At 69.4% G+C, this 12,632-nt stretch carries 9 protein-coding genes; 4 read left to right on the forward strand and 5 right to left on the reverse strand.

Annotated elements, in window-relative coordinates:
- The first annotated feature begins 1 nt into the window (after nucleotide 1).
- A complete protein-coding gene (locus ACFWZU_RS03215) occupies nucleotides 2-3,079 on the forward strand; it encodes an efflux RND transporter permease subunit (protein WP_439699967.1) in 3,078 nt (1,025 codons plus the stop codon).
- Between the two features lie 45 nt (nucleotides 3,080-3,124).
- Here the strand turns inward: ACFWZU_RS03215 and ACFWZU_RS03220 are convergent, their stop codons facing one another.
- A complete protein-coding gene (locus tag ACFWZU_RS03220) occupies nucleotides 3,125-3,598 on the reverse strand; it encodes a GNAT family N-acetyltransferase (RefSeq protein ID WP_439699968.1) in 474 nt (157 codons plus the stop codon).
- A gap of 280 nt (nucleotides 3,599-3,878) precedes the next feature.
- Between ACFWZU_RS03220 and ACFWZU_RS03225 the strand changes: the two genes are divergently transcribed.
- The gene (locus ACFWZU_RS03225) at nucleotides 3,879-4,484 is read left to right on the forward strand and encodes an HAD family hydrolase (RefSeq protein WP_439699969.1); all 606 of its coding nucleotides are present in this window, start codon (nucleotides 3,879-3,881) and stop codon (nucleotides 4,482-4,484) included.
- A 230-nt stretch (nucleotides 4,485-4,714) separates the two neighbouring features.
- Here the strand turns inward: ACFWZU_RS03225 and ACFWZU_RS03230 are convergent, their stop codons facing one another.
- From ACFWZU_RS03230 to ACFWZU_RS03245, 4 genes are all read right to left on the reverse strand, one after another.
- Nucleotides 4,715-6,670 carry a CocE/NonD family hydrolase gene (locus tag ACFWZU_RS03230; protein ID WP_439699970.1) on the reverse strand — a complete coding sequence of 652 codons (1,956 nt, stop codon included), beginning with the start codon at nucleotides 6,668-6,670 and terminating at the stop codon, nucleotides 4,715-4,717.
- 192 nt (nucleotides 6,671-6,862) lie between these two features.
- Entirely contained in the window at nucleotides 6,863-8,248 is a 1,386-nt protein-coding gene (otsA, locus tag ACFWZU_RS03235) for an alpha,alpha-trehalose-phosphate synthase (UDP-forming) (protein WP_439699971.1), read from the reverse strand.
- 66 nt (nucleotides 8,249-8,314) lie between these two features.
- A complete protein-coding gene (otsB, locus tag ACFWZU_RS03240; RefSeq protein WP_439699972.1) occupies nucleotides 8,315-9,136 on the reverse strand; it encodes a trehalose-phosphatase in 822 nt (273 codons plus the stop codon).
- A gap of 243 nt (nucleotides 9,137-9,379) precedes the next feature.
- The gene (locus ACFWZU_RS03245) at nucleotides 9,380-10,702 is read right to left on the reverse strand and encodes a hemolysin family protein (RefSeq protein ID WP_439699973.1); all 1,323 of its coding nucleotides are present in this window, start codon (nucleotides 10,700-10,702) and stop codon (nucleotides 9,380-9,382) included.
- 160 nt (nucleotides 10,703-10,862) lie between these two features.
- Here ACFWZU_RS03245 and ACFWZU_RS03250 point away from each other — a divergent pair, with 160 nt between their 5' ends.
- Nucleotides 10,863-11,492, forward strand: coding sequence for a DUF47 domain-containing protein (locus tag ACFWZU_RS03250; protein ID WP_439699974.1), 630 nt, complete (start codon nucleotides 10,863-10,865; stop codon nucleotides 11,490-11,492).
- A 10-nt stretch (nucleotides 11,493-11,502) separates the two neighbouring features.
- Nucleotides 11,503-12,624, forward strand: a complete 1,122-nt coding sequence (locus ACFWZU_RS03255) for an inorganic phosphate transporter (RefSeq protein ID WP_439699975.1) — start codon at nucleotides 11,503-11,505, stop codon at nucleotides 12,622-12,624.
- Nucleotides 12,625-12,632 lie beyond the last annotated feature (8 nt).

Raw genomic sequence — 12,632 nt, forward strand, 5'->3', positions numbered from 1 at the left:
CGTGCTCGGCGCGATCGTCCGCAGCGCGTTGCGCGCCGCCGGCTGGGTGGTGCTGCTGGCCGTGCTGCTGCTGGCACTGGGCGTGCAGCGACTGTTCGTCGCGCGCTACGACGTCTTTCCCGATTTCGTGCCGGCGCAGGCCACCGTGCAGGTGGAGGCGCCGGGCTTCACGGCGTTGCAGGTCGAGCAGCGCGTCACCCAGCCGATCGAGAATGCGGTCAACGGCACCACCGCGGTGGACACCGTGCGTTCGCAGTCGATCCAGGGCCTGGCGGTGATCGACGTGGTGTTCAAGGACGGCAGCAATCCCTTCCGCGACCGCCAACTGCTGGCCGAGCGTGTCAGCGAGGCGGCGGCGAACCTGCCCGCCGGCGTGGACGCGCCGTCGCTCAGTCCGATGACTTCCTCGACCATGGACCTGCTCAAGATCGGCCTGGTCAGCGACAAGCTCGATCCGCTGGCCTTGCGCGACCTTGCCGACTGGACCGTCAAGCCGCGCCTGCTGGCCGTGCCCGGCGTGGCCGACGCGATCGTGTTCGGCGGCGGCGTGCGCGAATGGGATGTGCGCGTGCACCCGGACCGCCTGGCGGCCTACGGCCTCACGCTGGAGGACGTGCGCGCGGCGGCCGCCGCGGCCAGCGGCGTGCGTGGCGCCGGCTACATCGACACGCCCAGCCAGCGCGTGGTGCTGGAGGCCGACGGGGCCTTGAGCGACCCGGCCCAACTGGGCCGCACCGTGCTCACCCGCCACGCCGGGCGCAACGTCACGCTGGCGGACGTGGCCAGCGTCGGCGTGGCCGCCGCGCCGGCGTTCGGCGATGCGCGCATCGACGCCCGCCCCGGCATCCTGGTCGCGATGACCAGCCAGTACGGCAGCAATACGCTGGAAGTGACCCGTGCGGTCGAAAGGGCGCTGGACGATCTCAAGCCCATGCTCGCCGCCCAGGGCGTGACGCTGGTGCCGGCGCTGCACCGCCCGGCGACCTTCGTCGAGGTCGCGCTGGCCAACATGCGCGACGCGCTGGCCTTCGGCGCCGCGCTGGTGTTGCTGGTGCTGGTGCTGTTCCTGAAGGACTGGCGTACCGCGCTGATCTCCTTCGTCAGCATCCCGCTGTCGCTGGCGTTGGCCGTGCTCGCGCTGCGCTGGTTCGGCTGGACCATCAACACGATGACGCTGGGTGGCCTGGCGGTGGCGCTGGGCGTGGTGGTGGACGACGCGATCATCGACGTGGAGAACATCGACCGGCGCCTGCGCACGGCCGTCGAGGGCATGCCGCGCATCGATACCATCCTGGCCGCCTCGCTCGAAGTGCGCCGGCCGGTGGTGCTGGCCACCGTGGTGGTCGGGCTGGTGTTCGTGCCGATCCTGCTGTTGCCGGGCCTGCAGGGCAGCTTCTTCGCGCCGCTGGCGGGCGCCTTCCTGCTGGCGACCTTCGCCTCGCTGCTGATGGCGCTGACGGTGACGCCGGCGCTGTGCCTGTGGCTGCTGCGCCCTGGCCGCCGCCATCGCGAACCGCGCTGGCTCAAGCGCATGAAGCTTGCTCAGCACCGCCTGCTCGAGCGCGCGCTGCCGCACGGCCGCGCGCTGCTGCTCGCCGCGCTGGTGGTCGGCGCGCTGGCGGTGGCGGCGCTTCCATTTTTCGGCGCGGAGCTGCTGCCCGAATTCCGCGAAGGCCACTTCGTACTGCAGATCACCGGCCCGTCGGGCGCCTCGCTGGCGGAAATGGACCGCATCGGCGAGCGGATCAGCCGCGGCGTGCTGGCGATCCCCGGCGTCGCCAGCGTGTCGCTGCAGATGGGCCGCGCCGAGGCGGTGCAGGATACCTGGCCGCCCAACCGCGGCGAGCTGCATGTGGAATTGAAGCCCGGCCTCGCGGCGGACGCCCAGGTGCGGATCGAGGACGCGCTGCGCAGGCTGCTGGACGGCTATCCGGGGCTGGGCTCGGAAGTAGTGACCTTCCTGGGCGACCGCATCAGCGAATCGCTTTCGGGCGAAACCGCGCCGGTCACGCTGAGCCTCTACGGAGCCGACCTCGACCGGCTCGACGCGCTGGCCGCCCGGGCGCAGGCGATCGTGCAGGCGCTGCCCGGGGCCGGCAGCGTGCGGCTGGCCGAATCGCCCAGCGTGCCGACCATGCGGATTGCGCCGGATCCGGACCGGCTGTCTGCGCGCGGCCTGCACATGACCGACGCGCTCGATGCGATTGCCGCCGCACACCAGGGCGTGATCGTGGGCGAGGTTTACCGGGGCGTGCAGCCGGTGGCGATCCGGCTCACGCTGGACAACGCGACCGTGCGCGATCCGGAGGCGGTGGGCGCACTGCTGCTGCCGGCGGCCGACGGCCAGAGCGTGCCGCTGTCGGAGGTCGCCGCCGTGGACCTGGTGAAGGGCAGGGCGAGCGTGCAGCACGAGGGCGGCCGGCGCCGGCTGGTGCTGGCGGTGACCCCGTCCAGTCCGGACGTGGTCGGCTTCGTGGCGCAGGCGCGCACGGCGCTGCACCGGCAACTGCAACTGCCCGCCGGCTACTACGTGGAGTTCGGCGGCGCCGCCGAGGGCGCGGTGGCCGCGCAGCACGCACTGTTGCTGCACAGCGCGCTGGCCGGCGCGGCGATCATCGTGCTGCTGTTGCTGTCTTTCCCTGACCGGCGCAGCGTGGCGCTGATCCTGGCCAACGTGCCCTTTGCGCTGGTCGGCGGCGTGATCGCCGCGGCACTGGCCGGTGGCGTGCTGTCGATCGGCGCGCTGGTCGGCTTCGTCACCCTGTTCGGCATCGCCGCGCGCAACACCATTCTGCTGATCGCCCACTACGAGCACCTGGTCGCGACCGAAGGGGCGCACTGGAACCGCTTCACGGTCCTGCGCGGCGCGCGCGAGCGGCTGACGCCGATCCTGATGACCGCGCTGGTCACCGCGCTGGGCCTGCTGCCGCTGGCGCTCGGCAGCGGTGAACCCGGGCGCGAAGTCGAGGGGCCGATGGCGATCGTGATCCTCGGTGGCCTGCTCAGCTCCACCGTGCTCAACCTGCTGGTGATGCCGGCGCTCGCCGGGCGCTACCTGCGGCCCGAGACCACTTGGTAGCGGCCCGCTTGCGGGCGATGCTTTTGCCGCGCCGCAGGGTCCTGATCAGCGGACCGGCTTGACCATCCGCAGCAGGTCGACGCCGTAACCGGCTGCCTCGTAGATCGAGCGGGCGCGTTCGTTGCCCGGGAACACCGCCAGCGTGATCAGCGCGCAGCGGTGCTCGCGTGCCCAGTTCTCGGCGTGGGCCATCAGCGCCTTGCCCACGCCGCGGCCTTCATGGGCCGGCGCCACCGCGATGTTGTTGATGTGGCAGTTGGTGCGGCCGGTGAAGAAATCCTGCGTCTTCTGCAATTCGATGAAGCCGACCACGGTGCCATCGCCATCTTCGGCGACAAAAAGGAAATCGTTGGCGGTCCCGTCCTCCAGATGCCGCAGCAGATCCTTGCGGATGCCCTCGATGCACTCGTGGCGCTTGCGCCAGGGTGGCAACGGGAAGTCCACGAAGCGCGGGACCAGTCCCAGGATGAAGTCGTCGTCGTCTTCGGCCAGGCGGATCAGCAAGCTCATGTCGCTCATGCGGCAGTCGTTCGGTAGCAACGATGGATGCGGTTCTACACCGAGCAGGCGCGGCGGGGAAGCCCCGCCACGGGCCCGGCCCGGCTTTGCCAGGGCGGAAGCCCACCACGCACAGGAACCTCGCGATGAACGGACCTCCATCCGCTCCACGCACCCTCCTGGTCTGCGCAGGGCTGGCCTCGACACCTGTCGTCGGGACGAAAACCGCAATGCTGGTCCCTGTCGCCCGGGGCGCGTGCAGCGTCGCTAGAATGCACGGACGCAAACAAGGGACGGATGCGTGGCGAATCTTGCGCTGTTCGACTTCGATGGAACGATCACCACGCGGGAAACCATGGCGGCCTTCATGTACCGCGCCGTACCTGCACGCCGGCAGGCCTGGGGGAGGTTGCTGCTGGCACCCTGGGTCGCCGGCTACAAGTGTGGCGTGGTCTCGGGTGTGTCGGTGCGCGCCGCCGTGGTGCGCGTGGGCTTTGCGGGCGTCGCGCTCGCCAGCGTGCAGGCCCATGGCGCGGCGTTTGCCGACGAGGCGCTGCCGCCGCTGCTGCGCCCGGAGGTGATGGCGCGCATCCGTTGGCATCAGCAGCAGGGCGATACCGTGGCGGTGGTCTCCGGCGGGCTCGATGCCTATCTCGCGCCGTGGTGTTGCCTGCACGGCCTGGCGCTGGTCTGCTCCACGCTGGAACACCGCGACGGTCGCTTGACCGGGCGCTACCAGGGCGCGCAGTGCGTCGGTGAGGAAAAGGCGCGGCGCGTGCGCGCAACGTACGACCTGGCCCACTACGGGCGCGTCTACGCCTACGGCGACACCCACGAGGATCTTGCACTGCTGGATCTCGCGCACCACCGCTTCTACCGCGGCCAGGAACAGTTCGCGCACGCCTGATCGGCCGCCATACGCCTCCACGCCGAATCCCCCGCCACGCGGGGGAAGGTGCCGACAGGCGGATGGGGAAGCCCTGCCTCGACATGAACCGGCAACGCGGCGGTGTCATTGCCAAAAGCGGATGAGGGCGCGCGCTCCGGCCGCCCCCATCGGCCCTTCGCGCACCTTCCCCCGCGTGCGGGGGAAGGATCGGGATCAACGGCTCACGATCGGCAGGCGACCAAACCGGATCAGCGGCTCACCACGGGCAGGGCAATGAAGCTCGCCTTGCCCGGCGCGTGATACACCCGCTGCGTCGCCTTGACGTAGTCCGCCGGCATCGCCTTGAAGATGTTCGGCACATACGTCTGCGGGTTGCGGTCGTAGAGCGGGAACCAGCTCGACTGCACCTGCACCATCAGCCGGTGGCCCGGCAGGAACACGTGGTTGGCGTTGGGCAGGCTGAAACGGTAGTCCAGCGGCTGGTTCGCGGCCAGCGGCGCCGGCTTGTCGAAGCCGTTGCGGTAACGGCCGCGGAAGATGTCCATCGCCACCGCGAGCTGGTAGCCGCCCATCGCCGGCTGCTCGGCCACCTGGTCGGGGTAGACGTCGATCAGCTTGACCACCCAGTCGCTGTCGGTGCCGCTGGTCGAGGCGACCAGGTGCACGTCCGGCGCACCGGCGATGGTCAGCGGCGCGGTGAGCGGTTCGGAGACATAAGTCAGCACATCGGTGCGGCTGGAGGCCTCGCGCTGGTCGTCGACCAGCCACTCCTGCCAGGTCAGACCGTTGTCGTAGCCGACCGGCTGGATCGGGCGAGCGCGGAACGGCACCGGACGGGCCGGGTCGGATAGGTATTCGTCGTAGGCAGCACCCTGCGCCGGGGCCGCAAAGCCGAGCTTGTTGCCCGGCTCCAGGTACAGCGCGCGGCTGGTCGTGGCGCAGCCCCGTTCACAGGCGAGCGGCCAGTGGTCCAGCCGTTGCCAGCGGTTGGTGCCGGTCTGGAAGGCGGTGACCGGGGCGATGTCCGCGCTGGGCGCGCCATCCTTCAGGTACTGCGCCAGGAACGGACGCAGGATGTGTTCGCGGAAATACTTCGCCGTATCGCTGCCGAAGCGGATCGCGCCCAGCGCGCTGCCCTCCTCGATTTCCTGCCCGTGGTACCACGGCCCCATCACCAGCTTGACCATGTTGCCGCCGGTGTCCTTGGGTTCGATCGCGCGGTACACGGCCGGGGCGCCGTAGATGTCCTCCTGGTCCCACAGGCCGTGCACCAGCATCACCGGCACCTTCAGCGGTTGCCCCGCCAGCAGCTTGTCGACCGCCTGTTGCGACCAGAACGCGTCGTACGCCGGGTGCGCCACGATCTTGTTCCAGAAGCCCAGCTGGCCCATGCCGTACGCCTCGCCCATCGCGCCGGCCGAGCCGTAGTGCATGAACAGGTCGTACTCGTCGTGGAAGCTGCTCCACCAGCGGATCGAGTTGTCGCGGCTGGCTTCCTGCTCGTAGATGTAGGACAGGTTCTGCTGGCGGAACGCGCCGTTGTGGAACCAGTCGTCGCCCATCCAGCCGTCGACCATCGGGTTCATCGGCACCGAAACCTTGAGCGCCGGGTGCGGGTTGATCAGCGCCATCAGCGGCTCGAAGCCGTCGAAGGAAATGCCCAGCGTGCCGACCTTGCCGTTGGACTCGGGGATGTTCTTCACCAGCCAGTCGATGGTGTCGTAGGTGTCGGTGGCGTCATCCACCGGCGTGGGGTTGAGCGGGCCGTGCACCGGGCGGTTCATGACGAAGTCGCCTTCGGAGCCGTACTTGCCGCGCACGTCCTGCACCACGCGGATATAGCCGTCCTCGACGATCACGTCGGTGGCGTTGTCGTAGCCCTGGAGCATCGGCGCCAGGTGGCCGCTCATGGTGTGGCTGGTCAGCGCGTCCGCGTCGTAGGGCGTGCGGGTGAGCAGGATGCCTGCGTGCCTTGCACCCTTGGGCACCAGGATCACGGTATGCAGCTTCACGCCGTCGCGCATCGGGATCATCACCTCGCGCCGTTCGTAGTCGAAGCTGGCGGTGACGGGGGTGAAGCTTGCCGGTGTTTCGCTTGGATAGCTGGGGTATTTCGCCTGCGGCGCATCGGCGGCGGGCAGGGCGGCACTGGCGGCCAGCAGCAGGGCCAGCAGGGTGGGGCGAACGGCGAGGCTTGGCTTCATGGTGGGTCCCCTGGGTGACCGGCCTAGCGTAGTGCGATTGCGGGTGCGGGTGGGCGATCCGGCGCACAAGCGCCTGTCCTCGAACCACCAACCCAATCCCCCCCGCCGCCCCTTCCGGGGAGAGGGGCGACAGGCAGGTGTGGCTCGGGGGCGGGCCGATACCCCCGGGGGCAGCGGCGAACCCCGACCGGATCAGCTCGTCAACGCGTGGAGGAACGCATTTCGCCAGGCGGTCAGGTCGTGCCTTTGCAGGACGTCCATCATCGACCGCCAACGCGCGATACGTTCGCGCTGTGGCATGGCCAGCGCCCGCTCCAGCGCATCGGCCACCTCGACGGTATCGGCCGGATTCACCAGCAGCGCCTCGGTCAGTTCCTGCGCCGCGCCGGCGAAGCGCGAGAGCACCAGTACGCCGGGGTTCTTCGGATCCTGGCTGGCCACGTACTCCTTGGCGACCAGGTTCATGCCGTCGCGCAGCGGCGTGACCAGGCCCACCCGCGCCACGCGGTAGTAGCCTGCCAGCAGGCTGTGCGGAAAGGACTGGTTGACGTAGCGGATCGGCACCCACTCCGGCGTGGCGTACTTGCCGTTGATGTGCCCCGCCATGCGCTCGAGTTCGCGGCGGATCAGGCGGTACTCGGGCACCGCGCCGCGCGAGGGTGGCGCGATCTGCAGCAGGGTGACGTGGCTGTGCAACGCTGGCGAGCGCTCGAGCACGTGGGCAAAGGCCTCGAAGCGTTGCGCCAGGCCCTTGGAGTAGTCGAGCCGGTCGACGCCGATGATCAGGTCGCGGCCGTCCAGGCTCTGCTTGAACTCACGCACGGCATCTTCGGACATGGCCTTGCGCGCGACGTCGGCCACTTCAGCGGTGTCGATGCTGATCGGGAACACGCCGGCGCGGAACAGTCGGCCGTTGGCGGCGCGCAGGCGGCCGCCGGGCCGCATCGCGCCCCCGACTTCGTGCAGGAAGTAGTCCTCCAGCGCGCGCAGGTCCCGGGCGGTGTGCAGGCCGACCAGATCGTAGCTGGCCAGCGTTTCGAGCAGCTCGCGATGCTTGGGCAGCGCGATCAGCAGCGCGGCGGCCGGCAGCGGTGTGTGCAGGAAGAACCCGATGCGGTTGCGCACGCCCCGCTCGCGCAGCATCGCGGCAAGCGGAATCAGGTGGTAATCGTGGACCCAGATGATGTCGTCCGGTTCGAGCAGCTTGGCCAGCTCGTCGGCGAAGATCGCGTTGACGCGCAGATAGCCTTCCAAGTGGCTGCGCTGGTAGTCGACCAGGTCGGGCCGGTAGTGGAACAGCGGCCACAGCGTGCGGTTGGCGAAGCCGGCGTAGAAGTCGTCGTGGTCGGCGCGCGACAGGTCGATGGTGACGTAATCGATCGCGCCGTCGCTGAGCCGGTGCAGTTCCTCGGCGCTGTGCGTGGCGAGCTTGCCGCTCCAGCCGAACCACAGGCCGCCGCGTTCCTGCAATGCCGCGCGCATGGCCGAGGCCAGGCCGCCAGTGGCCGTTTGCTTGGGCATGGCCACGCGGTTGGATACCACCACCAGCCGCCCCGGTTTCCTGCCAGTGCGCGTCATCGCGCGCCACCTGTGCGCGCACAGCGCCTCACTGGCGCAGGGCAGCCGGCGCCGGCCAGGCGCAACTCAGGATTGGCGGTGTCCTCCACCGTTGTGGGCATCGATCGAAACTCCCTGTGCAAGGTCTTGTCCGTGGCCGAGCGCGTCCCGCACCCGTTCCAGCCAAGCCTGGACGGCGGCCGGGCTAGGCAGCGTGAACCGCGCCAGGCTGGGTTCGCGTTGACCCACCCGCACGCTGGTGCCACCGGCCCGGTTGACCACCTCGAAAGCGTGCTCGTCGGTGAGGTCGTCACCAAGGTAGACCGGTATGCGACCAGCGAACGGCGGGTGCTGCATCAGTTCCTCCACCGCGCGGCCCTTGTCGATCCCGGCGGGCTTGAATTCCATCACCAGGTTGCCCGGTTGCAGCGCGTAGCCGGGCAGCTCGGCAGCGATCGCCTCGGCCGCTTCGCGCAACGCGGGGAGGCGGTCCGGGGCGCGCCGGCAGTGCAGCGCCATGGCGTGCTGCTTGTCTTCCAGTTGCACGCCGTCGAGCCGCGCGGCCAGCGCCTGCACTGCCGCGCGCATGCGGGCGTGGTCGCGCGGATCGACGGCAAGCTCGCGGTGGCGTCCGTCGCCATGACGCAGCTCGTAGCCGTGCAGGCCTGCCAGCGCCCAGGGCGGCGCGCCGAACAGGCGATCGAGATCGTCCACGCCGCGCCCGCTGACCAGCGCCAGTGCGCCGTCGAGTCGGCCGTGCAGGACATGCAGCACCGCCCGCAGTTGCGGTGTCACTTCCACTGCCGCGGGATCGTCGACGAAGTCGAGCAGGCAGCCGTCCACGTCGAGGAACAGGGACCAGCGCTGGTCCGGCCGGGGCAAGGGTGGCGCCGGCAAGGGGGCGCTCACGCTGGCGGGCTTGGGTGAAGACATCCACCCGAGGCTAGCAAAGCCGGCGTGAAAAGCCGAACCACGCAGGAGGAACGTGCGCGCTCCGGTTGCCCCCATCCGCCTGTCGGCACCTTCTTCCGTGAACCGGCAAGGCCTCGGGGAGGTGCGGCAAGCACGCCCGGAAAGCTGGCCAGCGGGATCCTTCCCCCGTTCACGGGAAGCTGTCCGAAGGGCGGAGGGGAAGGCTTGCGGAAAAGCCGCCTACTGCTCGTCGTCCGCCGCCTCGATGCGCGGCGCCGGCGTGACCAGCAGCTTGTCGATGCGCACGCCGTCCAGGTCGACCACCTCGAAGCGGATGCCGCGCCAGGCGAACACCTCGCCCACCTGCGGGATGTGCCCCAGCGCGGTCATCACCATGCCGGCGGCGGTGCGGAACTCGTGCTCCTCCTCGCCGGGCAGGCGCTCGACGTGCAGCAGCTCGCGCAGGTCCTCGGTGGAGAGCGAACCGTCGATCAGCCAGCTGCCGTCCTCGCGCGGAACGATCGGCGGATGTTCCTCGTTGCCGCCGTGGCCGAGCTGGCTGGCGCCGACCACCGCCGCCAGCAGGTCGTTGAGGGTGACCAGGCCCTCGATGTCCCCGTACTCGTCCACCACCAGCGCCATCGGCGTCTCGGCGTCGCGGAATTCCTCCAGCAGGTCCATGGCGCGCGCCGTGGCCGGCACGTACAGCGGCTTGGCCAGCTGGCGGAACAGTTCGGGCGCATCGCCGGCGATGCCGCCGATCAGGCTCTTGACCTCCAGCACGCCGACCACGTCGCTCTCGTCGCCCTGGTAGACGGGGTAACGCGAGTAAGGCGTCTCGCGCATGGTCGCGATGTTCTCCTCGCGCGGCGCGGACTGGTCGAGCCAGGCGATGCGCATGCGCGGGGTCATCACGCTGTCGACCGTGCGGTCGCCCAGGCGCAGCACGCGGTTGACCATGTTGTGTTCGTCCGCGTCGAGTACACCCTGCTCGGCGCTTTCGGCGACCAGCAGGCGGATTTCCTCTTCGGTGACGCGGCCCTGGCCCTGCCGTTGCACGCCGAGCAGGCGCAGCAACACGCCGCTGGACACGTTGACCAGCCACACGAACGGCGCCGTGATGCGCGCCAGGATCAGCATCGGCAACGCCACCACGCTGGAAATGCGCTCCGGCGCGGAGAGCGCCAGCCGCTTTGGCAGCAGTTCGCCGATGACCACCTGGATGTAGGAGATCACGACGAAGCTCAGCGCCACGCCCAGGACGCGCGCATAAGGCGCCAGCCATGCGGCGGAGCTGCCCTTCAGGGAGGCGGACAGGTGCTCGCCCAGCCGGTCGCCGGCCAGCGCACCGGTGATGAGCATGACCAGCGTGATGCCCACCTGCACGGTCGACAGGAAATGCTCCGGCGCCTCGGCGTGGCGCAGCGCCACGCGGGCGCGCCGGCTGCCCTGGGCCATCTGCTTGAGGCGGCTCTTGCGCGAGGCGACCAGCGCCATTTCCGACAAGGCGAAGAAGCCGTTGAAGACCGACAGAAGGATGACGAGCGCGATATCGGTCAGCATCGCGGCGGGTGACTTCGAGGTCGCATGGGTGCGCAGTGTACGGGATGCCCGGCCAGCCCGCAGTGGCGCGTGCATGGGTGGTGAAAGCGCTTTCCTGCCGCTGCCACGGTGGCTCCTGTAACATGTCGCCTGTTTGACCCCATCCTCTCCAGGCACGCGCATGTTTTCACTGCAGACGATTTTCGGTAAGGGCGACAAGTTCTACGGCCTGCTCGAGCAGAGTGCCGAGGCGGCCCACGGCAGCGCCAAGGCGTTGCACCAGATGCTCGCCCACAAGGAACGCGCACCGGTGATGGCCGATTTCGCCGGCGCCCGCGCACGCGAAAAGGCGCTGGCCGCGCAGATCAGCGAGGAGCTGGTGAACACCTTCGTCACCGCGCTGGACCGCGAGGACATCGAGGCGCTCAACTCGGCGCTGTACAAGATCCCCAAGACGGTGGAGAAGTTCGCCGAGCGCTACGCCATCGTGGCCGAGCGCGTGACCGACGTCGATTTCGCCCAGCGCGCCTGCGTGCTGGAAGAGTCCACCGCGGTGGTCGGCGAGATGATCGGCGAACTGCGCCGCGGCCTGCACATCGACCCGGTGCGCAAACTGCAAGACCGGTTGCAGGCGCTGGAGTCCGAGGGCGACCGCATGCTGCTGGCCCCGTACCGCTCGCTCTATGTCGAAGGCCATGACGCGATGAAGGCGATGCTCGCCAAGGACCTGTTCGAGCTGATCGAGAAGGCGATCGACAAGTGCCGCGACGTCGGCAACATCGTCTACTCGATCGTGCTCAAGCACTCCTGAGGCCGCGCGCATGAGCCTTGGCCTGGTCTTCGCGGTGGTGCTGATCGCACTCGCCTTCACCTACATCAACGGTTTCCACGACACCGCCAACTCGATCGCCACGGTGGTGGCAACGAAGGTTTTGAGTCCCGGCCAGGCGGTGCTGCTGGCCGCGGTGACCAACCTCATCGGTGCGTTGTGGGGCACCGCGGTGGCCAAGACCATCGCCGCCGGGCTGATCGACACCCACGTGGTCGACGCGGGGCCGCAACTGCTGATCTGCGCGCTGCTGGCGGCCACGGTGTGGAACCTGATCACCTGGTGGCTGGGCCTGCCGTCCAGTTCCAGCCACGCGCTGGTCGGCGCGCTGGTCGGCGCGGCGATCGCCGCCGCGGGCGACAACTTCGGTGCGGTGATCTGGTCGCAGGGCGGCTGGTGGGCTGGCAAGGGCGTGATCCCGAAAGTGGTCGTGCCGATGGTGGTCTCGCCGCTGATGGGCTTCGTCATCGGCTTCCTGCTGATGGGCGCGCTCTACGCGATGTTCGCCTGGCTCGCCAACCGCAAGGGCGGGTTGCAGCGGTTGGGTCGCACGCCGTTCGTCAACGCCTTCTTCGGCAAGGCGCAGATCGTCTCGGCCAGTGCCATGGGCCTGGCGCACGGCATGAACGACGCGCAGAAGAGCATGGGCATCATCGCGCTTGCGCTGGCCGGCGGAACTGCCGCAGGCCAGCTCGACCACTTGCCGCGCTGGCTGGGATTCCTGCGCATCGCCGGCTCCGCCGAAGGCGGCTTCAACGTGCCGGCGTGGGTCGCGGTGGTGTGCGCGCTGACCATGGCCGCGGGCACCGCGGGCGGCGGCTGGCGCATCATCAAGACGCTCGGCCACAAGATGGTCAAGCTGCACCCGATCAATGGTTTCGCCGCCGAGGGCAGTTCGGCCGCGGTGATCCTCACCGCGTCGGCGTTCGGCATCCCCGTGTCGACCACGCACAACGTGTCCGCGTCGATCATGGGCGTGGGCGCGGCCAAGCGGTTCAACGCGATTCGTTGGTCGGTGGTCGAGCGCATGGTGTGGGCCTGGATCCTGACGCTGCCGATCACGGCCCTGCTGGCTTACGGCTTCGTGCGGCTGGTGCAGGCCTTCGCCCACTGAGCGGACAT

Origin of the sequence: Frateuria sp. GZRR33 (genome assembly GCF_051900425.1) — a bacterium.
Lineage (GTDB): Bacteria > Pseudomonadota > Gammaproteobacteria > Xanthomonadales > Rhodanobacteraceae > Frateuria_A.